The sequence below is a fragment of the Rhizobium sp. CG5 genome (assembly GCF_023701945.1).
Lineage (GTDB): Bacteria > Pseudomonadota > Alphaproteobacteria > Rhizobiales > Rhizobiaceae > Allorhizobium.
Genome location: NZ_JABAEF010000016.1, coordinates 1 through 24,059, shown reverse-complemented (window position 1 = coordinate 24,059; position 24,059 = coordinate 1). Strand labels below are relative to the sequence as shown.

The 24,059-nt window shown below is 61.1% G+C and carries 19 protein-coding genes; 14 read left to right on the top strand and 5 right to left on the bottom strand.

The window, feature by feature from the left end; translation table 11 throughout:
* Window positions 1–62: 62 nt before the first annotated feature.
* Window positions 63–1,469: an oligosaccharide flippase family protein gene (locus HGO38_RS22725; protein WP_250958112.1), complete on the bottom strand. Its 1,407-nt coding sequence runs from the start codon at window positions 1,467–1,469 to the stop codon at window positions 63–65.
* 392 nt (window positions 1,470–1,861) lie between these two features.
* On the opposite strand from HGO38_RS22725, the gene HGO38_RS22720 reads away from it, so the two are divergent.
* Both HGO38_RS22720 and HGO38_RS22715 read left to right on the top strand, forming a co-directional pair.
* Window positions 1,862–3,757 carry a hypothetical protein gene (locus HGO38_RS22720; protein ID WP_250958111.1) on the top strand — a complete coding sequence of 632 codons (1,896 nt, stop codon included), beginning with the start codon at window positions 1,862–1,864 and terminating at the stop codon, window positions 3,755–3,757.
* Window positions 3,758–3,832: 75 nt separating this feature from the next.
* Window positions 3,833–4,960 (top strand): endo-1,4-beta-xylanase, encoded by a 1,128-nt coding sequence (locus HGO38_RS22715; RefSeq protein WP_250958110.1) that lies wholly within the window; start codon window positions 3,833–3,835, stop codon window positions 4,958–4,960.
* Between the two features lie 90 nt (window positions 4,961–5,050).
* Here the strand turns inward: HGO38_RS22715 and HGO38_RS22710 are convergent, their stop codons facing one another.
* A complete protein-coding gene (locus HGO38_RS22710; protein ID WP_250958109.1) occupies window positions 5,051–5,470 on the bottom strand; it encodes an acyltransferase in 420 nt (139 codons plus the stop codon).
* Window positions 5,471–5,796: 326 nt separating this feature from the next.
* Between HGO38_RS22710 and HGO38_RS22705 the strand changes: the two genes are divergently transcribed.
* From HGO38_RS22705 to HGO38_RS22685, 5 genes are all read left to right on the top strand, one after another.
* The gene (locus HGO38_RS22705; RefSeq protein WP_250958108.1) at window positions 5,797–6,138 is read left to right on the top strand and encodes a hypothetical protein; all 342 of its coding nucleotides are present in this window, start codon (window positions 5,797–5,799) and stop codon (window positions 6,136–6,138) included.
* A gap of 153 nt (window positions 6,139–6,291) precedes the next feature.
* On the top strand, window positions 6,292–6,501 hold the full coding sequence (locus HGO38_RS22700) for a hypothetical protein (protein ID WP_250958107.1): 210 nt from the start codon (window positions 6,292–6,294) through the stop codon (window positions 6,499–6,501).
* A 206-nt stretch (window positions 6,502–6,707) separates the two neighbouring features.
* Entirely contained in the window at window positions 6,708–7,226 is a 519-nt protein-coding gene (locus HGO38_RS22695; RefSeq protein ID WP_502941616.1) for a sigma-70 family RNA polymerase sigma factor, read from the top strand.
* Window positions 7,227–7,368: 142 nt separating this feature from the next.
* Complete coding sequence (gene treZ, locus HGO38_RS22690; protein ID WP_250958105.1) at window positions 7,369–9,216, top strand: malto-oligosyltrehalose trehalohydrolase; 1,848 nt, start codon at window positions 7,369–7,371, stop codon at window positions 9,214–9,216.
* Between the two features lie 114 nt (window positions 9,217–9,330).
* A complete protein-coding gene (locus HGO38_RS22685; protein ID WP_250958104.1) occupies window positions 9,331–9,564 on the top strand; it encodes a hypothetical protein in 234 nt (77 codons plus the stop codon).
* A gap of 83 nt (window positions 9,565–9,647) precedes the next feature.
* Here the strand turns inward: HGO38_RS22685 and HGO38_RS22680 are convergent, their stop codons facing one another.
* Window positions 9,648–10,148, bottom strand: a complete 501-nt coding sequence (locus HGO38_RS22680; RefSeq protein ID WP_250958103.1) for a YciE/YciF ferroxidase family protein — start codon at window positions 10,146–10,148, stop codon at window positions 9,648–9,650.
* Between the two features lie 195 nt (window positions 10,149–10,343).
* On the opposite strand from HGO38_RS22680, the gene HGO38_RS22675 reads away from it, so the two are divergent.
* From HGO38_RS22675 to HGO38_RS22665, 3 genes are all read left to right on the top strand, one after another.
* A complete protein-coding gene (locus HGO38_RS22675; RefSeq protein ID WP_250958102.1) occupies window positions 10,344–13,223 on the top strand; it encodes a hybrid sensor histidine kinase/response regulator in 2,880 nt (959 codons plus the stop codon).
* Window positions 13,224–13,366: 143 nt separating this feature from the next.
* A complete protein-coding gene (locus HGO38_RS22670; RefSeq protein ID WP_250958101.1) occupies window positions 13,367–14,497 on the top strand; it encodes a PAS domain-containing protein in 1,131 nt (376 codons plus the stop codon).
* Entirely contained in the window at window positions 14,494–14,919 is a 426-nt protein-coding gene (locus HGO38_RS22665) for a response regulator (protein ID WP_250958100.1), read from the top strand. Before HGO38_RS22670 ends, HGO38_RS22665 begins: the two co-directional genes overlap by 4 nt.
* A 2-nt stretch (window positions 14,920–14,921) precedes the next feature.
* Here the strand turns inward: HGO38_RS22665 and HGO38_RS22660 are convergent, their stop codons facing one another.
* Window positions 14,922–15,668: an endonuclease/exonuclease/phosphatase family protein gene (locus tag HGO38_RS22660; RefSeq protein ID WP_250958099.1), complete on the bottom strand. Its 747-nt coding sequence runs from the start codon at window positions 15,666–15,668 to the stop codon at window positions 14,922–14,924.
* An 86-nt stretch (window positions 15,669–15,754) separates the two neighbouring features.
* On the opposite strand from HGO38_RS22660, the gene HGO38_RS22655 reads away from it, so the two are divergent.
* Window positions 15,755–16,687 (top strand): lysylphosphatidylglycerol synthase domain-containing protein, encoded by a 933-nt coding sequence (locus HGO38_RS22655; protein WP_250958098.1) that lies wholly within the window; start codon window positions 15,755–15,757, stop codon window positions 16,685–16,687.
* Here HGO38_RS22655 and HGO38_RS22650 read toward each other — a convergent pair.
* Window positions 16,585–18,150 carry a phospholipase D-like domain-containing protein gene (locus HGO38_RS22650; RefSeq protein ID WP_250958097.1) on the bottom strand — a complete coding sequence of 522 codons (1,566 nt, stop codon included), beginning with the start codon at window positions 18,148–18,150 and terminating at the stop codon, window positions 16,585–16,587. The genes HGO38_RS22655 and HGO38_RS22650 overlap by 103 nt on opposite strands.
* 196 nt (window positions 18,151–18,346) lie before the next feature.
* Here HGO38_RS22650 and treY point away from each other — a divergent pair, with 196 nt between their 5' ends.
* From treY to HGO38_RS22635, 3 genes are all read left to right on the top strand, one after another.
* Window positions 18,347–21,004: a malto-oligosyltrehalose synthase gene (treY, locus tag HGO38_RS22645; protein ID WP_250958096.1), complete on the top strand. Its 2,658-nt coding sequence runs from the start codon at window positions 18,347–18,349 to the stop codon at window positions 21,002–21,004.
* Between the two features lie 80 nt (window positions 21,005–21,084).
* The gene (locus tag HGO38_RS22640) at window positions 21,085–23,157 is read left to right on the top strand and encodes an ATP-dependent helicase (RefSeq protein ID WP_250958095.1); all 2,073 of its coding nucleotides are present in this window, start codon (window positions 21,085–21,087) and stop codon (window positions 23,155–23,157) included.
* Between the two features lie 145 nt (window positions 23,158–23,302).
* The coding region (locus tag HGO38_RS22635; protein WP_250958094.1) for an alpha/beta hydrolase family protein at window positions 23,303–24,059 on the top strand (757 nt) is incomplete at its 3' end.

The following is a 24,059-nucleotide window of genomic DNA, read 5'->3' as shown; positions in this document are numbered from 1 at the left end:
GGTTTTGGTGCGAGACTGCCGTATACAGGTCTATACTATAATTATGTCCTTAGCCGCCGCCGTCATAGTTGTTCGACGGTCTTCTTGCGACGGACAAGCCGATAATATCCCATCATTTTCCGCAGTGAAATCGGCATGGCAAGAGCCGCGAACGGCACGGCGATGGCCCAGAGACCGATCTCCTTCCAGAACAGCCCGACCACGGTCGCCACCCACCACAGGGCAGCAAGTCGATAATCCGGCGAACCGATGGCGCGGGCGAGGAAATAGTGGACGATGGCATAGGCCGGCAGCGCCGCGATCTCGCCGTAGCCATAGCCGACCACGCCGACGGCCGGGACGGCGAAATAGGCGGTCACGGCAAACAGCGGCACATGCGCCAGGAAGGCGATGGCCAGGTAACGGTTCTGGTTGATGACCGACAATGTGGCCGAATGCATGTTGAACGGAGCGGCGGTCAGATAGCCCACCGCAATATACGGATAGATGTCCATGACCGGCGCCCAGCGTTCGCCAAACAGCAGCGGCACGAAGAAATCGCCGGTCCAGCCGAAGCCCAGCAGAATAGCCCCGACCGCCAGCAACTGCAGCTCCATGCCCTCGGTGACAGCGCTGCGCAGCCGTTCCAGATCGCTCTGCACCCGCCCGAGAACCGAGACCGAAAGCCGCCAGGCAATGGTCTTGACGATGCTGAGCATTTCCAAAAGGCCGATGGTCATGCCGACGAGGCCGACCGCCTGCGCGCCGAGTACCGGTCCGACGATCATCGGGTTGATCAGCATGCGCAATTGCCAGATCCAGTTGGCGGCCGAAAACGACACGGCATAACGGCCCATTGCCTTCGAGATCGACAGGTCAAAGGCGAATTTCGGATATGTTCTTGAAAGGATATGCGCGAATAGACAGGTCAAGGCCTGCTGGACGATCCACGCGATGGCCAGCGCCCGCGGACCGAAATCGAGCCAGACAAGGCTGATCGCCACGACATAATAGCCCACCTGGCTCGTGGTTTCGAGAAAGGCGATGGCGCGGTAGTTGAGCGCCCGCTCAAGCCTGACATAGGCCGGCGTCGAGAGCAGCTGCAGCGGCAGCGCCAGCACGATGATCGCCGCAACGCCTTCGAAGCCCTCGACATTCACCCATTCCGCCAGCCATGCCCGTACCAGCTCCAGGGAGAGCGTCAGGACAACCGCCAAGATGGCCAGCACCGTATAGGCGGTGCGGAACGCTCGCTCGGCGACTTCGCCTTCCTGGCGCAGCAGGTAGACGCCGATGCCGGCCGAGCCGAGGGCAAGTGCATATTGATAGATATTGAAGGCGGAGACATAGGCGCCATAGGAGGCAGGCCCCAGGGCCCGCGTAATGAGCATCACGCCGACGATCTTCAGACCGATGGACAAAACCTGACGCACCATAAGGTAGACGCCGCCTCTCAGGGCGGCATGACGAAGGCCTGTTGACGATGTCATTAAAAGCTCTTGACCATGAGTAAGACGGGCGCGCCGATCTGAAGGTTTAAAGAAGCAAGGGGCGCGATCATTCAACAACCTGCATCGGCATGGGTCCTTAAGAGGCGCAAATGCATCTGTAACACTTCAAATCTGCCGGATGATGTTTCCCCGAACCCGTTGCGGAATCAGAGGGCTAGCCGGTAAAATAATTCAACTTATCCACACCTGCTAAAACCAATTTATCTTCATCATTCGCCAAGATGGAGTCAAGCTATGTATGGCCAAAACAGTTGCAATTATAGTATTCGAACGGATGGAAATGCGAATCCCGGCCTTTGGGATAAAAGCACCGGGCTGGTTGTTCTTTTTCCCATTGAACAGTTTGTTCGTCGGCGAAAGGAAGTACCGTCATGCATCAGTTGCCCGTCACACGCCGCCATCTTCTCGCAGGTGGCGCGATGATGATCGGGGTTTCCCTGGGAATTGCGCAGCCCGCCGCAGCCGGCGGATCGGGCATCCTCCTTTCGGCATCGGACGTGACTGCGGCTGCCGTGGCCGGCGATAGTGTCGGCCACTTATCGGTAAACGGCGAGACCTGGACATTTTCGCTGACGGATGATGCGGGTGGCCGATTTGCGATCGATGGCGACAGGCTGGTGGTTGGTGCAACGCCGCTCGATCACCGCACCGCGCCCTCGATCACGGTTCAGGCGGTCAGCGGCCCCAAAACCATCAGCCGGACGTTCCGCATCAGGGTACGCCAACCGCTGCTGGAAAATGCCGCCTCGCTGACCTTCGCATCCAACCGCGTCAGCTTCCCGATTGGGTCCCAGATCGCAGCCAGCGGCGATTGCTCGGCGCTGGGCCATACGATGCATGTGGCGCCCGAATACGGAATTTCCGGCGGCATGCGCCTGCTGTTCTGCAACTTCTATATCGACCAGGGCGGCGGCACTCTGCCGGAGAAAAAGCCGGGCACGTCGAAAACCATCGACTTCGTCACCGTCTTCGTGGATGGCGTGGCCCGTCCCGTCACCTTTGGCGGGGCACAAGGCGCGGTGATTGCCGATGGCGGCTTCGTCTGGTCCGACGAAGTCATGGCCGGGGCGAGCCCGCTCACCATGCCGGCACGCCAAGTTTATTACGTGCGCGTCGCCGAGACGACACCGACCGGTCAGCGCCGGGTCTTCAATGCCGGACAACAGCTGCAGATCGGCCGCTGGGCCAATTGGTCAACCGGCGAAGGCGTCGAATATACCTCGTCTCCGCAAACCGGCAAAAGGACTGCCGGTACGGTCAGCGCCTTTAGCGGCGGCACCCAGTCGGTGGCACCCCATATGATCGTTGCCGGCGGCTGGGATGGCTCGGCGGTCTATGCGCTGTTCGGCGACAGTATCGGCGCTGCGGTCGGCGATTTCGGCTCGGATATAACCAATCGCGGCGTGCTCGGTCATATCGGCCGGGCGCTGGACGACATCGCCTCTGGCCGTCGCTCCTATGCCAATCTCTGCGCTCCCGGCACCAAGCCCCAGGACCAGGCGCAGGACGCAGCAGGCCAGATGGCGCTGCGACTGGCGGCCATCAGGGCACTGCCCAACCAGCCGTTCAACACCATCATCAGCCGCATGGGCCAGAACGGGATTTTCGACGCCCATGCCGCGCGTTTCCCGCAATTCGGCGCGGCCCAGCCCGAAAACCTCGAAAACGCGCTGCACCGGTGGTGGAGCTTCCTGCGCGAGCAGTTCGCAGCGGAGATCTTCCAGCTCACCGTCACGCCCCGCGCCCAGAACGTCGCCAACAGCAACGCCTACTGGACCGATCCGGCCTTGCAGCAGCCGACCGATCCGGCCGTCGATGGTTTTCCCGATGGCACCCGTGCCCGGTTCAATGCCTGGCTGCTGCAGGCCGGTTCCGTTCCCGATGATGTCACGGTCCTTGACGACCGAGCGGCCTTCTTCTCGCCCGACATTCCTTTCGCCTGGCGTCAGGCCGGAGGCGAATGGACGCTTGCCAACTCTGTCAGTTCCAGTGCAACGACGCTGACATTCAATGGCTCGGCGCCACCACCGCAGGGGGCCGCAATTGTCTTCGAGCCGGGCACGGCGAACGCCGACCTGCGCACCGTCTATCGGGTGACCGGTAGCGGTCCGTGGACCGTCTATGTGACCGGCGGCGGCAAGGCCCACGATACCGGCGCTGTCATTCGAGCGGCGTCCACCACCGACGGACTGCACCCGGCCCATGGACTGCATGTCCTGGCGGCCGAGATCCTGAAGGCTCGTAAGATAGACGGAACTTTGCCTTAAGGTTCTAACACGCAACCGCGATAGTGGCCTTGCCCTGGGAAATCGTCCCGGCCAGGTCCGTTACAGGAGACACGGATGCCTACGAAACGCCATGCCCACGCGGCCTTCTCGCTTAAAAGGCGCGATCTTCTGACCGGTTCGGCTGCTGTTCTGGCGATCGGTACCCTTGCTCCCGCGGCGTTTGCCGCACCGGATCCGAGCCTGAAAGATTTCGGAGCGGCTAGAGGCATTGCGTTCGGCTGTGCCGTGGGCGCAAAGGATCTGGCCGCCAATCCTGACCTGGCAGCAGCGATCGCCCGCGACTGCGCCATTGTCGTTCCCGAGAACGATATGAAATGGGGTGCCGTCGAACAGGTCAGGGGCAAACCGGACTATCAAGCCTCGGAAGCCGTGGCAGACTTTGCCAAACGCAATTCCATGGACCTGCGGGGCCATACGGCCGTCTGGTATCTCAACATGCCGGCCTGGGCAAAGCAGGACATCACCGGCCCGCAGGGACGCGATCTGATCTTGAAGCGCGTGCGTGACGTCATGGGGCATTTTCGCGGCCGGGTTGTCGAATGGGACGTCATCAATGAGATGATCGACCACACCAGCGGGCGAGCCGACGGGATGCGAGAATGGCCGCCCTTTGCCGCAGGGGACGTCGGCTTCATCGCAGATTGTTTCTTTGCCGCCAAGGAGGCGGATCCGCACGCAAGACTGGTCTACAACGATTTCGGTTTCGAATATGTCAGCGCTGGAGAGGATCAGCGACGGCTGACGGCGCTTCGCCTGATGGAACAACTGAAAACGCGTGATGCTCCCATCGATGGCTTCGGGATCCAGTCGCATCTGAAAGTCGGCAACAATTTCAAGCCGCAGACCTTTCGCCGCTTTCTGGCGGACATCGCAGATTTCGGGCTTGATATCAGTATTACCGAGTTCGATATCGACGACCAGCGCCTGGCTCCCGAGATCGAGGCTCGCGATGCAGCGGTTGCGGAACATGCACGGCTGTTTCTCGAAACGGCCTTCGAGGAACCGGCCGTGAAGAAGTTGCTGACCTGGGGCTATTCGAACCGCAACACCTGGCTCAATGCCCATCGGCCACGAAAAGACGGGATCCCGCATCGCGCCTTGCCGCTCGACGACAGCATGAACCGCACGCCGATGTGGGATGCAATTGCGGATTGCCTGAAAAACGCCCCCGACCGGCGATAGCCGGTCCATTCCTCTATCAAGAGGATGGCTTTCCGGCGGTCGACATCAAACGACACTCCGCACCTCTATCTGTGGTGGGCAAATGCCGCTTTACCGACCCTCGGCCTTTTCTTTTTCGCGGAAGATGCGCCGGGTTTCGTCGGCGGATTCATAGGCCCCGTATTCCACCAGCGGAATGCCGCTCTTGATGATGGTGGCCGGATTGCCCGCCACGATGCTGCGGCTTGGCACGTCCTTGGTGACGACTGCGCCCGAACCGACAATGCACTCATCGCCAATCGTGATGCCCGGCATGATGATGCTCCTGGCGCCGATGAAACAGTTCTTGCCGATGCGAGTGTGCTTGTAGATGCCGCGGGTTCGGTCGTGGGTCAGGATGGCCGCATCGAAGGCCACATAGGTCTTCTCAGCAACATGGACACCTTTGGGATAGGTCTTGTCGAACCGTGCACTCAGCGAGAACTCAACCGTGGGATGAATATCCATTCCCCAGAACTTGGTGAGGACCATCCACCTGGTCCGCACGAAAATCCTGCGCAAACGAAGGAAGCGATTGAGACTTGGCAAAGCTTAAGGCTCCTATGACGCATTGAACAACAAGCATTGATGGTGTTTTACATATGGAACAGCAACGGTAACAACGGCCCTGAAATGCCTAAGAGTATTGCACTGCAAAATCAAGACCCCGAGATTTCCTGATGAAGAATAACCCAACTGATTTGAACCAGACTGGGTCACAGCCGTTTTTTGACGCGCCGGCCAAGGCTATGACGGCAATTTGATTGTGACACTTGAATGAACGATTATGGCGCAACGCAATTTGGAGGATCGTTGCAATGGGTGCGAAGCGAAAGAAGATCTACGAGGCACTTGTCGATGGTGCCACGGAAGGGCATTCGGGCCGCAGCCTTTATGATTTCGTGCAGAAGCGCTGTCCCAAGACGTCCGGGAAAAAGATTGTTCGCGCGTCCCTTTTCGCTCTGACCGACCCTGATGTCACGGATCGAAATGTTCTGGATGTCATTTATGCCTTGGCGATCAAGCACCGAATGGATGAAGTTCGGCCAGGCGAAGATCACGACGACGACGACGCACAAACACCCGCCCCTGCTGCCGAAAAACCGAAGAGCAAAAAAGCCGAATCCGTGGACAACGGCGATCGGCACGCAGAGCCTTAACGGCCGCCGAGACCGACACAATGCTGCCCTTGACCATCGCGTCGGTCCGCGGCCCGGTTGCATTGTGACCCGTCCCCGACTATCGTGCCGTTATTCTGGCCACGATCATGCCGGGCGTTTGACACTCGGAACCTGACGGAATGGGAGAGTGGTATGTCTGAAGGCAGCCTCACCGTACAGACTGGCTTTCTGTCGCCGGACGATCTGGCTTTGCTGGAAAACGTCGTCATTGCCGTCTGTGGCGAAAGCGCCAGCCGCGACAGGCATGAGAAAGCGGGCCATGTGGCGGCCATGGCGATCGAACTTTATCAAAGCGGCGTGACCGATCAGTCGGCCATCATCGAGCGGGTCCGCTACCTCTAGGGTCGACCGGCCCATGACATAGAAGACCGCCGCCCGCTGGGCTCGCTTTTCAATCTCCACCCGGGTCTTTTCGATCATACGGGCAACCGTGCCTCCTCTCCAGACTGCTTGCATTCTTCCGCCTTCATGTGACGTGGAATGTTTGGAACCAAGGACAGCGCCGATGCGTTTCCGCCGGTATTCCACGCAAAGACGCACCGGGAGGGATGGCGGGATTGTCAATCCAAGCACGCAACAAATCAGCCGAGCGCAAAGTCGTCGAACTGATACCGGCGCTTCGGGCCTTTGCCCGTACCTTCTGCCGTAAGCCCGAAGAGGCAGACGATCTCGTCCAGGAAACGTTGCTGAAGGCGCTGGCCAATCTCGACAAGTTCGAGCCGGGCACGCGGTTGAAGTCATGGCTTTTCACCATCATGCGCAACACGTTCTGTACGCGTATCAAGAAATCCAGCCGCGAGACCGTCGGCTTGGACGATTGCGTCGCCGACAGCCTGACGACGGAGGCAAGCCAGGACTGGTCGGTGCAACAGGATGATATCAAGCGCGCCCTCAATCGCCTGCCCCAGCACCACCGCGAAATCGTCATTCTCGTCGTCATGCTGGGAGAGCGATACGAGGATGCCGCCGTGATCTGCGGCTGTCCCGTCGGCACGGTCAAGAGCCGTCTCAACCGCGCCCGCCATCAACTTCGCATGGAACTGGGCGAACCGGCCGTTCCCGTCTGAAAACCCCAGGGCGCCGTTTTTTTTGCCGCGTGCGCAGGAAACGCGGCTTTCCTAAACCATCCATGGTCTGAAACAGGAACAGCTGGAACCTTTTTGGCCCATGGCGGTTCCTTTTCCGCTTTCAGGCAACAAGGGGAATTTCGTGCAGCAGGACACTCCTTCTTTCAGGCAATGGGGCACCCGTATCGCCGGCGACGGCACCGTATGCTTTCGCCTCTGGGCGCCGGCACTCGACAGGCTCACCGTCCGCATCGACCCTGAGGACAAGGCCCAGGACATACCAATGCAGCCGACCGATGAGGGTTGGTTCGAGGCAAAAGCGTCCAACATCGCGCCCGGCACCCCTTATGTCTTTCTCCTGCCGGACGGCACTGCTGTTGCGGATCCGGCCTCCCGGTCTCAGCCGCAGGGCGTTTTCGGCCCGTCCGTGCTGGTTGATCCGGCATCCTATCCATGGCGTCACGCGAATTGGACGGGCAGGCCATGGCACGAAACGGTACTTTATGAGCTGCACATTGGCACGTTTACCCCGGAAGGCACGTTTGCGGCAGCGCAGGCCAGGCTCGGCGCCCTGCAGCAGCTTGGCATCACGGCCATCGAGATCATGCCCGTCGCCGAGTTCGCTGGCGAGCGCGGCTGGGGTTATGAAGGCGTGCTGCTCTTTGCTCCCCACCATGCCTATGGCACGCCCGACGAGTTGCGGGCCTTTGTCGATGCAGCCCATGGGCTCGGCATGTCGGTCCTGCTCGATGTCGTCTACAATCACTTCGGCCCGTTTGGCAATTCCCTGCCGCATTATGCGCCGGATTTCTTCGATGCCGACCGCCACACGCCCTGGGGCTCGGCAATCGATTTCTCGGCGCGGCCGGTGCGGGATTTCTTCATCGACAATGCCCTGCAATGGCTGGACGAGTACCGCCTCGACGGACTGCGTCTCGACGCCGTCGACCAGATCGCCGACGACGGGTCAAAGCCGCATATGCTGCTGGAACTGGCCTCGCGGCTCAGACACGACCTGCCAGGCCGCCACATTCATCTCTTGACCGAGGATCTGCGCAATCCCGTCTGGACGATGGAACGCGACGCGCCGGACACCCCGCTCTATTATGACGCCACCTGGAACGACGATTTTCACCATGTCACCCATGTCATCGCGACCGGTGAGACAATGGGAAATTTCGAGGATTTTGCCGATGACGTTTTCCGGCGGCTGAGCCGTGCTCTGGCCGAAGGCTATGTCTATCAGGGTGAACCGAAGGCCCAGAACGGCGGAGCCCCGCTCGGCGAAAAAAGCGCCCATCTGCCGCCGCAGGCCTTTGTCAACTTTCTGCAGAACCACGATCAGGTCGGCAACCGTGCGCTGGGCGAGCGCCTGACCACATTGGCCGATCGTCCGGTCATCGAAGCGCTGATGGCCATTCTCATTCTCTCGCCGCAGATCCCGATGCTGTTTATGGGCGAGGACTATGGATCAACGCGGCCGTTCCAGTTTTTCTGCGATCATCCGGCCGACGTCGCCGCCGATTACCGGGAAAGCCGGCTTGAAGAGGGCCGCAATTTCGGCGCCATCCCCCCTGAGGTCCAGGGGCCGGGCGACCTGCCGGAGCCCAATGCCGTCGGTACGTTTCTCGCCTCGAAACTCGATCCGGCAGAAGCCGACACGCCGCACGGGCGCCACCAGCGGTCCTTTTTGGCCGATCTTCTGGCCAAGCGACACCAGCATGTGATGCCGGGACTGGTGAAAGCCGGTGGCCATTCAGGCCGGGCTATGACCGGCGACGAAGGAACATTGGCCATCGATTGGAGGCTCGGCGACCGGCTGCTGCAATTGCGCGCCAACTTGACTGATGCACAAAAGGCGTTGCCGGGGCTCTCGGGCGAGATTGTCCATCAACAGCCGGACGGGGCCGTTGGCCTGCTGGCCCAAAGTGGCCAATTGCCGGCCTTCAGCGTGGTCGTTGGCAGCGCCAGCCTGCCGGACACTCCCTAAACAGAACAGGGCTCATCCGTTTAAGGCAACCGGCCGCTGCGAATTTTTAACGGCGGTCATGGAACCCGAGTGCCTCCTTCGCAGTTTGAAATCGACAACGAAGGAGGCATTTTCATGACAGAACTGTATTGCGATATTCTGCCCCGTCCCAACGGCTGGATCTTCCTGCTCGATGGCACCCAGTCACCCGTCTATCCGAGCCATCGTCTGGCGGTCGAGGCGGCCAGGGCCAAAGCGGATCAGATCCGCGACAAGAAGGGTGCTATCGTTTTGCGCCAGCAGGATCTGACCGGCCGGATGCGGAAACTCTCAAGCGGCCACATTTCACTCAGGACGGTGGGCGCCTGACGGCGTCGTCAGTCCTTTTCAACGATAAAAAGGCCGGGTGCAGAATTTGCACCCGGCCTTCTTGGCATGAAACCGTATGGCTATCACGCCGCTTTTTTCTGGGCCGCGGTATTGACGGCGGTCTCGGCCAGCTTCGACAGGTCAGCGTCGGTCTTCGACTCTTCCTGCAAAGTCTGCCCCAAAAGCGTTACGGCTTCCGAATGGCCAAGCTGCTTGGCCCACGCGCCCAGCGTACCGTAGCGGCTGATCTCGTAGTGTTCCACAGCCTGGGCTACGGCCAGCAGGCCAGCGTCGAGAGCGGGCGAACCCTTGAACTCGTCCATGATCTCTTCGCCTTCCTCGACGATGCCGTCGATGGCCGGGCAGGTCTTGGCGCGAGGACGCTTGCCGATCAGTTCGAAAACCTGCTGCAAGCGCTCGATCTGGCCTTCGGTTTCATCCTTGTGCTTCTCGAACGCAGCCTTGAGCTTCGGATTCTGAGCGGCCCGTGCCATCTTCGGAAGGGTCTTCAGGATCTTGCGCTCGGCGTAGTAGATGTCCTTGAGCGTTTCATGGAAGAGGTCGTCCAATGTCTTGTCTGCCATTTGAGGTGTCTCCTGAGTTTCTCTAACTTACCCGCCCCAAACCCTGCTTTCGCCGCTTTGTTCCTCGTCTTGGCATTTTCCTGTAAAATTTTGGGGAAGATGCCGCGTATATCGACTTGACGCTGTGCGCGTTGCACGCCACTTCTCAGCCACCGTGCTGCAGCTGCAGCTTGCCATAAGGTTCTCCGACGCCCCATGTTTCGACAAACCGCTCTCACGTCTCTGAACCTTGAAAAACTCTTCGACGAGGCCCCCAATCCCTATGTCCTTGTCGACAGGGACCTGGTGATGGTTGGCATGAACGTGGCCTATCTGGCGGCCACCATGCGCAAGCGGGAAGATCTTCTGGGCCGGAAAATGTTCGATGCTTTCCCGAGCGATCCCAATTCTGGCCCGGGCCGGATGCTGCGGACGTCGCTGGCCCGCGTTTTCGAAACAGGCAAAGTCGATCACATTCCACTCATCACCTACCCGATCGCCCTTCCCAGCGGCGAGATGGAGGAGCGCTACTGGAGCGCCACCCACACACCGATCCGCGACGATGACGGCAAGACCGCCTTCATCCTGCAGCATACCGTGGACGTCACGGAATTTCACAAGCTTCGCCAGATGGCAGGCACCGACTGGAAGGTCCAGACCGACATCCTGAACCGGGCCGGCGCCCTCAGCGACCAGAATCTCCTGCTTGATGAGGAACGCTACTATCTACGCTCGCTGCTGGAGCAGGCTCCGAGCTTCACTGCCGTTCTGCGGGGTCCGGACCACATATTCGATCTCGCCAATGCCTCCTATCGGCGCCTGGTCGGCCGACCGGAAGTGGTCGGCCGCCGGGTGGCAGATATCTTGCCGGAAGTGGTCGACCAGGGCTTCGTCACCGTTCTCGATGCGGTCTATTCCAGCGGCGACGTCTTCGAGGCTCGCGCCACAAAAATCTCGCTCAATCGTGGCCCTGATGGCGAGCTGGAAGACTGCTATCTCGACTTCATCTTCCAGCCGCTGAAGGACAAGGACGGTCAGACAACGGGTATCTTCGTTCAGGGCCATGAGGTGACCGAACAGAAGCTTGCCGAGGACGCAGCCCGCGAGAACGATAGCCGCTTCCGCTCCCTGGCCCAATCGGTCCCCAACCATGCCTGGTCCGTCAAGCCGGATGGCACCCTGGAATGGTGCAATGATCGTGTCTATGAATATACCGGCCTCACGCAGGATGATCTGATTGGCCAAAAACTGGGTGGCACCATTCACCCCGACGATCGCTCCGAGGTCACGCAAGCCTGGGCCGAAGCGCAACGCACCGAACACCCGCTCGATGTCGAGGTTCGGCTGAAGCGCCATGACGGTCAGTATCGCTGGCACCTGACCCGCGCCATTCCGAGCCGAGGCGCCGATGGAACCCTGCTGCGATGGATCGGCACCAATACCGATATCGAGGACCAGAAAAACACCGAAGCGCAACTTGAGTATCTGGCAGAGGTGCTGGAAAACCGGGTTGAAGAGCGAACCCGCGAACTTGAGCGGACACAGGAGGTGTTGCGCCAGAGCCAGAAGATGGAGGCGATCGGCAATCTGGCCGGCGGCATAGCGCATGATTTCAACAATCTGCTGCAGGTGGTGACCGGCAACCTGCAATTGCTGACCAAGCATGTCTCGGGCAACGACAAGGCCATGAAGCAGTTGGACAATGCGCTGACGGCAACGATGCGCGGCGCCAGCCTTGCCTCGCAATTGCTGTCCTTTGGCCGGCGCCAGCCGCTGGCCCCCAAGGTCGTCAATCTTGGCAGGCTGATCCGGGACATGGACCATCTCATTCGCCGCAGTATCGGTGAAGCGATCGAGATCGACACCATGGTGGCGGGCGGCCTATGGAATACGCAGGTCGATCCGACCAATGTGGAAACCGCCCTGCTGAACCTTGCCATCAATGCTCGCGATGCCATGCAGGGCCAGGGAAAGCTGACCATCGAAATCGGCAATGCGTTTCTGGACGACGACTATGCGCGCCGCACCGCCGAGGTCTCCGCCGGTCAGTATGTCCTGTTGGCCGTGACCGATACCGGCGGCGGCATTCCGCAGGATATCCTGGACAAGGTCTTTGACCCCTTCTTCACCACCAAGCCGGAAGGCAAGGGCACCGGGCTCGGTCTGTCGATGGTCTACGGCTTCGTCAAGCAGTCGGGTGGTCATATCAAGATCTATAGCGAAGTCGGCTCCGGCACGACGGTGAAGATCTACCTGCCCCGGTCGCTCAGCGATGAGGATGTGTTGACGGCAACGGCCACCACCACCGTGGGCGGATCCGAAACCATCCTGGTCGTCGAGGACGACGATGCGGTCCGCGATACGGCGGTGGCCTTGCTGACCGATCTTGGCTATAAGGTGCTGAAATCGCGGGATGCGGCAAGCGGCCTTGCAATTGTGGAAAGCGGCGTCGGCTTCGATCTCCTGTTTACCGACGTGGTGATGCCGGGGCGTATGAAGAGCACCGAGCTTGCCCGCAAGGTCAAGGAACGCAAGCCGGAAATTGGCGTTTTGTTCACTTCCGGATATACGGAGAACTCGATCGTCCATGACGGACGATTGGATACGGGCGTTCAGTTTCTGAACAAGCCCTATACCCGCGATCAATTGGCACGGAAGGTTCGGCACGTGATTGACTCTGCAAAGACAGGCAGGAACGAGGTTTCAGCACCACAGGCGGTCCAACCCGTCCAGAATACACCGATCACCGTTCTTCTCTGCGAAGACGATTTCTTGATCCGTCTCTCCACCACGGAAATTCTGCAGGATGCCGGTATGATCGTTCTGGAAGCAGGATCGATCGCCGAAAGCCTGGTGGAGGTCGATAAGATCCGGCCGGACATTCTCGTGGCCGACCTCCATCTGCCGGACGGCTCAGGTGTCGACCTTGCCAATCAACTGCGGCAACGGTTTGCGATGATCCCGGTGATCTTCGCCACCGGGGACAGTCGTTCTCCCGAAGCCAACAGTCTCGATTTTGCTGAAGTGCTGTCGAAACCCTACAGTCATACGGCGCTGGAAAATGCGATCCGGCGCCTGTGCCGCGGCGGGGCCTGATCAGTCCGCCGAATGCAGCGATCTCGCCCGGCGAACGGACTGCCGGGCGGCAGAGCCATTAAAAGCCCTCGGGAATTTCTGGAACTTTGGGCGCCCATGTCCATTTAGGTCACTCCATTCGTAGTAACCTGTCCGGATAGTCAATGCATCCCGATCAACAGTCCATAGACGACGCGCAGCACGCAGGAGACCGCCTTTTGGCCGGGCAGCCGTCGGAAGATCCATTCGCCGCCGCCTTCAAGGCGACCCGCATGTCGATGATCATCACCGATCCGCGCCAGGACGATAATCCGATCATCTTCTCCAACCGGGCCTTTTCCGACCTCACCGGTTATGCGCCAGACGAGATGGTCGGCCGCAATTGCCGTATTCTCCAGGGTCCCGATACCGACAAGGCCGCAGTGGAACGGATCCGCAATGCCATTCATGCCAGCCAGAGCCTCTCGGTCAATGTCCTCAACTATCGCAAGGATGGATCGCAGTTCTGGAATGCGCTCTATCTGAGCCCGGTCCGCGATACCAAAGGCGAGGTCATCTATTTCTTTGCCTCCCAACTGGATTTCACCGAGGTCAAGAACAACGAACTGGCCCTGGCCGCGGCCCATGCGGCGGCAGAGCGCGAAGTCGAGGAGCGGACCCACGACCTTCGCCAGGCGCTGGTCGCCAAGACCATGCTGGTCCACGAGGTCGACCACCGCGTCAAGAACAACCTGCTGACCATCGCATCGATCCTCAAGCTGCAGGCCCGCGCCAGCAACGACCAGGTGGCCCGCGGCACATTGCGCTCCGTTCTGGAGCGGGTCGAGGCGCTGAGTACGGTGCAGCGCATGCTGTTTACGACCCATGATGTCACCCGGTTCGACGTCGCCACCTTCACCCGTGAACTGGTCAGCGACATGGTCAATGGGCTGCGGCGGGACGATATCCAGCTGGAACTGGAGCTTTCACCCGTTCTGGTGCCGGCCCTCAAGGCCTCGCCGCTTGCTCTGATCGTCAACGAACTGGTTGCCGATCCGGTTCGTCGCGGACTTCGGCAGGGCGGTGGGTTCATCAAGGTCACCGTCAAGCATCAGGACAGTCATTTGCTCATCGAGGTCGCCGATGTGGTTGCTGCCAATGTGGTCAATCCCGACGAAGAAGCGTTTGCCCGGCTGATCCTCGACACCTGTGCACGCCAGCTCGGTGCGCGGTTGGCCAGGGATTCTGACAAAGGCCGCGCCGTGGCGACACTCATCCTCCCGATCGATCCCAGCCACGAAGGTGCGCATCCATGAAGATCCTGATTGTAGAAGACGAGGCCCTTCTGGCACTGGAGCTGGAAAGCGAGCTGGAGGCGGCCGGCCATACCGTCGTCGGCCAGGCGATGTCGAGCGACGAGGCACGGGCGCTGGCCGCGGCTCGGCAGCCGGACTTTGCCTTTGTCGATATTCATCTGATCGACGGTGTCACCGGGATCGATGTCGGCCGGCATCTCAATGAGAACGGCATCCCTTACGTCTTCGTCTCCGGCAATGTCCGTCGCATTCCCGATGATTTTGCTGGCGCGATCGGCGCCATCGAGAAGCCCTATACGATGAACGGATTGCAGAATGCGGTCAGCTTCGTCGAGCGCCTCGTTCAGCGCGCCGCCGATATTCACGACGCACCGCCCAGCCTCATTCTCGCGCCGCGGCTGAAGGAAGGCGCCGGCGCCTGATATCAGCGATCGGCCTGCGGCGCCGGATCAAGATCCAGCACCGCCAGCAGCGGCAGGTGATCGGAGGCCCGCCGCGCCAGGCGATCGCTGACGACCCTGGTCTCCACAACCCGGATCCCCTCCCCCACCATGATATGATCGAGCCGCAGCAGCGGCAGGCGCGACGGGAAGGTTGCCTTGGCTGCACGGCCGTCCTCCGTCTGGGCATCCCGGTAGCGTCGCGCCAGCATTTTGTAGGAGGCCGAAAGCGGCACGGCATTGAGATCGCCGGCCAGCACGACGCGGGAATTGGCCGGCATCGGGGCGCCCATCCAGCCTGGCCCCATCAATGTCTCAGTCTGGCGGACCCGCTCGCCGCCGAGAAGACCCAGATGGGTGACGAAGACCTGCAGCGGGATCTCGCCCACCATGACCTCCACCCAAAGCGCACCGCGCGGTTCGCCTTTCGACGGCAGGCCGGCGGCCTTGACCAGGCGGGTCGGAAGCGCGGTGATCAACGCATCGCCGTAACGCTCCTCTTCCAGATGCAGTGCGGCATTGAAATGTGCGGTCATCTTCAGATGCGCGGCAATCATCTGCGCCTGATCGATGGCGCCGCTTCGCGCCCGCTCGACGTCGACTTCCTGCAGGGCGACGATATCCGCATTGCAGGACGCGATCACGTCGGCGATGCGCGCCGGATCGAGCCGGCGATCCGTGCCGAAGCAGCTATGAACATTGTAGGAGAGGATACGCAGGGGACGTTTCATAAAAACTCGCAGGATCAATCGGAAAAGTGGGAACCCGTAAGCCCCTGGTTTCGTTCCGCCAGGCACGAGTGAAACGAGGATAAACCATGACCAAGACCATTCTGCTCCGCATCGTTATCGTCATCGCCATCTGCGGAGCACTGTTTCTGGCCTATCGGACCCTCAGCCAGTATTCGCTCGACGATATCACGTCTTCCATCGCCCAGATTCCAAAAACCAGCTTTCTGCTGTCGCTCGGCTTTGCGGCGCTGTCCTATCTCTGCCTGACCGGCTTCGACTATCTGGCGCTGCATTATGCCGGCAAGCCGCTTGCCTATCCGAAGGCGGCCCTCGCCTCCTTCACGGGTCTGTCGATCGGCCACAATGTCGGCGTCGCGGCCCTGTCGAGCGGCGCCGTGCGCTACCGCTTCTATACCCGCTGGGGCCTCAGCGCTGAGGAAATCGCCAAGGTCATTCTGTTCTGCGGCCTGACCGTTGGCATAGGCTTGATCACCTTGGCCGGCCTCTGCCTGCTGATCCTGCCGGAAAGTGCCGCCAAGGTCGGCGGCATGGATCCGGTAACGGCCCGGCTCGTCGGCGGCCTCTGCCTTGCCGTCATTGCCGTCTATTTGATGGCTGCCGCCATCATCCGCGGCTCGGTGACCATCATCAAATGGCCGTTCACCCTGCCGAGCCTGCCCCTCGCCGCTGGCCAGGTCGTCATCGGCACGGCCAATTTCGCCTGCGTCGCCGCCTGTCTGCATCAGTTGCTGAACGCCAGTGCCGGCTACATGGAAACGACCACCGCCTATGTGGTCGGCAATCTGACGGCGCTGGTCAGCCATGTGCCGGGCGGATTGGGGGTGCTGGAAGCAACCATCACCTATCTGATGGGCGGAGCGGCCTCGATCGGCGCGCTGATTGCCTTCCGGGTGGTCTACTTCTTCATCCCACTGCCGATCGGCCTGATTTTGCTTGTTATCAGCGAGCTGACGCTGGCCTCGCCGAGCGCCGAGCCGGCCTCCAGCGAAGCCGGCTGAGATTGGCCGCGACCGGCAAACGGCCGAGCCAGAATCTGCAGCGGCCACCAGGTGCATTTCGGATCGACAAGGCCGCTGCCGAACACCGGAACCGTCTTGCCGCGCGCCGCCGTTCCCTTGAAGGGGCGAAGACCGCGCTCGTAGACATTCAGCCGGTCGAAGGCCGCGATCAATGAGCCCGTCGCCTCCAGCGTTTCGGCCAGAAGATGCGGGGACACACTGAGATGTTCCGATAGCAGCCGGTTGCGCAGCAGGGTCGCGGTCTGGCGATCGGCCTTCGTGCGCGGCTCGATCGCCACATCCAGTTCCGTATCCAGGCCGGCCGAGCGCTGGTTGAAGTTCGAAGAGCCGACCCGCAGGAACGTATCGTCGACGACGATCACCTTGGAATGAATGACCACTTCCTGTTCGCCGCCCTTGCCATCCGGCACAACGGGATAGGCGGCACGGAAGCGGCCGTGGATATCGGCATGTTTCAGGCGGCGCACCATGCGGTCACGGTTCTCGCCCAAAACCAGCCGTTCGATCATCCCGTGCGATGTGCGGGTGGTGACGACGACAATCTCAGGGCCATCCGGCTCCTGCAGCTTGCTTGCCAGCACGTCGCAGACGAGGTCCGAGGCGAAATACTGGTTTTCGATATAGATATGCCGCTTGGCGGTGGCGAGCGCGTCGAGATTGAGCTGCATCGCCTCGCCGACCATGGGGCTGCCGCGATAGCCGGGCTCGGTCCGGGCAAAACCAACCTCGCAATCGGAAAAGGCATGCGGCACATGACGCGGCCAGGGCCGGGTCCGCTTCTGGGCAGGCGCAATCGTCTCGCCGGTCGCCATCGACCAGCGACGTCGCGCCACATCCCCGGCAGTGCGCGCCGCATCGCCGTCCAGCATGACCTGCATGTCATGAACCGGGCCATAGGGCGTGCCGTCCGGCATCTTGCGCGCCGGATTGTCGGTTCGATGCTCTGGTGTATCCCAGCGCTTGGCGGTCAGGTCGATACCGCCGACAAAGGCCACGGCATCATCAATCACCACCATTTTCTGGTGATGGGACCCGCGAACGGGGTGGTGCGTATCGAAGCGAAGGTCGATGCGGCTGTGCGAAACCCAGCGACGTTTACCAAACATTTTCAAGGATTTGCCGGAATAGATCGGTCCCATCGCCCAGATCAGCAGATGGATTTTCAGCTCGGGCTTGCGCTCGACCAGACCATGCAGAAAGGCGCCCAGCCGCTCGCAGCCCTGGTCTTCCGGGCGCAGGCGGATATCGGCACTGAAGTCCCAGCCGACAATGAACACCTGTTCGCTGGCGCGCTCCAATGCCTCTTCCAGCACCCGGTGGTAGTCCGCACCGTCGACCAGAAAGCCGACATGATCGGCCACCGATTTGCGCCAGACATTCTGCCCGGGCCGCATGATCGCCTCAAGCGGCTGCAGACCGTTGGTCTCAACGTGATGATTCATGTTATCCAAAGCCTTACCCCGCCTTTGCTCTACCCCTGGACCCGCTGTCGTGCCGGGTCCCGCGGATCTGCGATCCGCAAGCGCCGGTCGCTAAACCCGGGATGCCGGCATTTTGTTCCATTGGCGGGTGCAATGCGGGAACAAAGCCCGGCGCCCACCGTTCTCCCGCATCAACCGATCATGGAGATGCCACCTGATGCCCTTGCCCAAACCCACGGCGACCTATCGCCTCCAGTTCCGCAACGGCACGGATTTCTCATCAGCCATCTCCCTTATTCCGCATCTGACAAAGCTGGGCATAAGCCATCTCTATGCCTCGCCGGTTTTCACGGCGACGAGCGGCTCGACCCACGGTTACGACGTCACCGATTGCAACGAAATCGATCCGGCCCTCGGTGGGCTTGCCGGTCTTGAACAACTCTCCGACGCGCTGGCGCAGGCCGGTCTCGGATTGATCCTCGACATCGTGCCGAACCATATGGCCGCCAGCCTGGAAAATGGCTGGTGGCGCAGCGTCGTCGAATGGGGCAGTGACAGCCCTTACTCCGGGCATTTCGACATCGACTGGTCGCAGCCGCTGACCCTGCCGTTCCTGGGAGACACGTTCGAGGCGGAATGCGCCAAGGGCCGGATTTCGGTCGAACTCGATCAACACACCCATGCACTGGCCTTTCGCTACTACGACAGCTTCTATCCGCTGGCCCCGGCGAGTTACGCCACGGCCCTTGCCGAGATCGGCGACGATCCGGTCGCTGAACAATTGCTGTCGATCGCACCGCCCGCCCTGCCCGATCAGGCACCGGCCTTTCATGCCCGCATCGGCGAGATCTGCAGCGACACCGAAGCATTCACGCGTTTCCAGCAGCGCCTCGCAGCGCTTTCCCCCGGCGCCGTAACGCTTCAGGATCTGCATGCCCTGCAGCCCTATCGGCTGACCAGCTGGAAGAGTGCCAATCGGCATCTGAGTTACCGCAGGTTTTTCGAGGTTGCCGGCCTGGTCGGCCTGCGCGTCGAAGACCGGGATGTCTTCGAAGACAGCCATCGGCTTGTGCTCGATCTGGTAAAGCGCGGCCTGGTGCAGGGGCTTCGGGTCGATCATGTCGACGGCCTGGCCGATCCGGCCGCCTATCTGACCCGTTTGCGGGCTGCCGTCGGTGATCACGTCTATATCACCGTGGAAAAGATCCTGGAACGAGACGAGGCCTTGCCGAAAGCATGGCCGATCAGCGGCACCACGGGCTATGAATTCATCTGGTCGCTCGCCGACGCTCTCAGCGATCCGAAAGGCATTGCGCAATTGCACGCCGCCTTTGCTGAGATCGGTGACGATGAACGGCCCTACGAGGTCCAGTTCACGGATGCCAAGGCGCAGATGCTCCGCGAGAATTTCGCCGGGGAAGTGGATCGGCTGACTGCTCTTGCGACCGAGATCACTGAGCGAAGCGGCCGCGAATTCCCAACCGGCGTGTTGGAAACCGCTCTGTGCACGATGATATCCGCCCTGCCCGTCTATCGCACCTATTCGACCGCCAGTGGCGCCGATGACGGCGATGTGGCGCGGCTCGAGAGCATCGCCGCGACAGCCGCTGCAATCGTGACAAGTGACGATACCCGCCAGGCCATCACCTTCGTCCGCGATCTGCTCAAGCACAATAGTCCAGGCATCGATGTCGCCCTCCTGTCGCGGCTGCGCGCCCGCTTCCAGCAGTTGAGTGGCCCGATCATGGCGAAATCGCTGGAGGATACATTGTTCTACCGCTTCAACGGCGTTCTGGGCTTGAACGAAGTGGGGGGAAATCCGACCCTTTCGAATGGACCGGCGGCCTTTCATGCCGCCATGGTCGCACGGGCCACCGATGCTTCGGAAGGCCTCACCACCACGTCGACCCATGACACCAAACGGGGCGAGGATGCGCGAGCGCGTCTTTACGCCCTGACCGAAGCGCCGGAGCCGTGGCTGGCTGGCGTTGAACGCTGGCGTCGACAAAATGCGCCGCTGGTCGAGGTCCTGCGGACCCGACCTGTCCCGGAACCGGCCGTCGAATGGACGCTCTATCAGGCGCTTGCCGGCCTATGGCCCCTGGACGGCCTTGCCGATCCCGATCTCTACGACGAACTGCCGCGGAGATTTCTGGCCTATACGGAAAAGCTATTGCGGGAAGCCAAGCTGCGAACCAGCTGGACTGCACCGAAGCAGGACTATGAGACCGCTGTCGCAGGGTTCGTCAAAGCGCTGTTTTCCGCCGAAAACCGCGATTTTCTGATCGATTTCGACGAGACGCTGCAGCCTTATGTGCAGGCTGGCCTGCTCAACGCCCTATCCCAGACGATGATCAAACTGACGGCGCCCGGCATTCCCGATATCTACAATGGCAGCGAGCGCATGGATTTTTCGCTGGTCGATCCCGACAACCGTCGCCCGCAACGGCTTGGGCTCCCCTCGCCGGCCCAGCCGCCGCACGCTGATCGTTCAAGCTTCGGCGACTACAAGAGATGGCTGATTGCCACCGTTCTCAAACTACGCCAGGGCGAAACCGCGCCGATCTTTGAAGGCAGCTACCAGCCGCTGGAGGTCTCCGGCCCCGGCGCCGGGCAGGTGATCGCCTATCTGCGCGACAGCAAAAGCGGCACTGCGCTGACCGTCGTGCCGCGCGGCGTGTTCGGCATGGTGCAGGCCGATGCGCTGCGGGTCGATCCTGCCCTCTTCGACAACACCACCCTGCATCTGCCGGATCGGTTGACCGGCCATACGCTATGGAACGCGCTCACCGGCAAAAGCCTCGCGGCCAGTCCCAGCCTGCCGGTAGGCCCGCTTTTCCAAGACCATCCGATTGCCCTGTTCATCACACGCTAACAGCTTTCCATTGCCTGCCAAATGCGTTACGTTCGTGCTTCGTTCCGAGCTTTTCCCTCGGGATCGCGGCAGGAGTGGGAATGGCGGCGACAGCCTATCTGGAGACATTGAACGAGGCCCAGCGCCGGGCTGTGGAACATGGCATCGGACCGGAAAAAGGCAGTATCGGCGGCCCGCTGCTGGTAATTGCAGGCGCCGGCTCGGGCAAGACCAATACACTGGCCCATCGCGTCGCCCATCTGATCGTCAACGGCGCCGATCCGCGCCGCATCCTGCTGATGACCTTTTCCCGCCGCGCCGCCTCCGAAATGGCCAAGCGCGTCGAGCGCATCTGCGGCAAGATCCTCGGTGCCAATGCCGGCGTGCTCACGGATGCCCTGACCTGGGCCGGCACGTTCCATGGCATCGGCGCACGGCTGTTGCGCGACTATGCCTATGAGATCGGCCTCGATCCGGATTTCACCATCCACGATCGCGAGGATTCCGCCGATCTGATGAATCTCGCCCGCCACGAACTCGGCTTTTCCAAGATGGAAACCCGGTTTCCGACCAAGGGCACCTGCCTTTCGATCTATTCCCGCGCCGTCAATTCCGAAACGCCGCTCGGTGACGTCCTGCGCCTGAACTATCCCTGGGTTGCAAGCTGGGAGACCCAGCTGCGCGACCTGTTTGCCGCCTATGTCGCGGCGAAACAGGCGCAGAACGTGCTGGATTACGACGATCTTCTGCTCTATTGGGCGCAGATGGTCAGCGATCCCGGCATGGCGGAGGATCTGGGCAACCGTTTCGATCATGTTCTGGTCGACGAATACCAGGACACCAACAGGTTGCAATCCTCGATCCTGATGGCCCTGAAGCCCGGCGGCCGCGGCCTGACCGTAGTCGGCGACGATGCCCAGTCGATCTACTCGTTCCGGGCCGCCACTATCCGCAACATCCTCGATTTTCCCGGCACTTTCACGCCACCGGCCGATATCATCACGCTGGACCGCAACTACCGCTCGACCACCACCATCCTGTCGGCCGCCAATGGCGTGATCGATCTGGCCCGCGAGCGCTTTACCAAAAACCTCTGGACCGAGCGGCAATCGGACGAGCGACCGCGGCTTGTGACGGTGCGCGACGAAGCCGAACAGGCCAATTACATCGTCGAGCGGATCCTCGAGAACCGCGAGACCGGAACGACGCTGAAGCAGCAGGCCGTGTTGTTTCGCACCTCGAGCCATAGCGGACCGCTGGAAGTCGAACTGACCCGCCGCAATATTCCCTTCGTCAAATTCGGCGGGCTGAAGTTCCTCGACAGCGCCCATGTCAAGGATCTGCTGGCCATCCTGCGTTTTGCCCAGAACCCGCGCGACCGCGTCGCCGGTTTCCGGCTGCTGCAGATGCTGCCGGGTGTTGGGCCGCAGACGGCCGGCAAGGTGCTGGAAACCATGGCCGCCGATCCCGAACCGCTGCTGGCGCTGGCCGAGATTCCCCCGCCGCCGCGCTCGGGCGCCGATTGGGGCGCCTTTGTCGACATGTTGCGCGAGGTGCGCAGCAACACGACAGGATGGCCCTCGGAAATCGGCCGGGCCCGGGAATGGTATGAGCCCCATCTTGACCGCATCCACGAGGATGCCGATACCCGCAAGGCCGACCTGCTGCAACTGGAGCAGATCGCCGGCGGTTATGCGTCGCGCGAACGGTTCCTGACCGAACTGACACTCGACCCGCCGGATGCGACCAGCGACCAGTCCGGCGTGCCGCTGCTCGACGAGGATTACCTGATCCTCTCGACCATCCATTCGGCCAAGGGCCAGGAATGGAAATCGGTTTTCCTGCTCAATTGCGTCGACGGCTGCATTCCCTCCGATCTCGGCGTCGGCACCACGGCGGAAATCGAAGAGGAGCGCCGGCTGCTCTATGTCGCCATGACCCGCGCCAAGGACAGCCTGCACCTGGTCATCCCGCAGCGCTTTTTCACCCATGGCCAGACTGCCCAAGGCGACCGCCATGTCTATGCCGCGCGGTCCCGCTTCATCCCGGCCACCCTGCTGCAATTTTTCGAATGCTGTGCCTGGCCGCTGGTCAAAGCCAATGAGCCCGGCCAACGCGACGCCCGCCAGATCCGCATCGACGTCGGCGCCCGCATGCGCGGCATGTGGCAATAGACCGGGCCATCGGCACGACAGGGTTCCCGCATTCAGCACAAAGCGCATGAACAGCGAATGCTGTTCGGTCCTTGATCGTGTTTCAGGTCTCCGATGATCTGATTTCTTTATATGTGAGCCGTGTTCTTCCAACAGAGAGGCTCCCATGCTGAAATCTGCTTTTCTCACCGGTGGCCTGTGGCTGTCGGCTGCCACGCTCGCCTTTTCTGCCGACGCTATCGGCTTCCGAGAAACCGACTTGGACAAAGAGGGTTCTCGACCGCTTCATGTTGCCGTCTGGTATCCGGTCCATGACCAGTCAGGCCCTGCCGTGACCGTCGGCGAAAACGCCGTGTTTTACGGCATCGACGCCATAAGGGACGCGGCTCCGTCATCAGAGGCGCGGCCGCTGGTCGTTCTCTCCCATGGTTATGGCGGCAGCTGGCGCAATCTGAACTGGCTGGCAAGTGCGCTTGTCGAGCAAGGTTATATCGTTGCAGCTCCAGATCATCCCGGCACCACCACGTTCAATAAGGATGCGGCCCAAGCCGCGACACTCTGGGAGCGGCCGCGTGATCTGAGCCGCGTCATCGACGCCCTGATCGCCGATCCTCATCTTGCCGGCAGGATCGATGTAAAGAGAATAGCCGCTATCGGCCATTCACTGGGCGGTTGGACTATTTCCGCTCTCGCCGGCGGGCGCTTTGACACGCAGCAGTTTGAGATGGATTGCCGGACCCACACGAGCCCTCGGGCCTGCAACCTTGCCGCGGAACTCGGGCTAGGCGATGCAAGGCTTGAGATCCCATCAGGGGTGAGTAGCGGCCTGCACCGTGGCAGAGTGAGGTCGCTAGAAAACTCTCTGGAGGCCAATCATGCCGATAACAGCAGATCAAACTCAGGCGCAGACCACTACCCCCGTC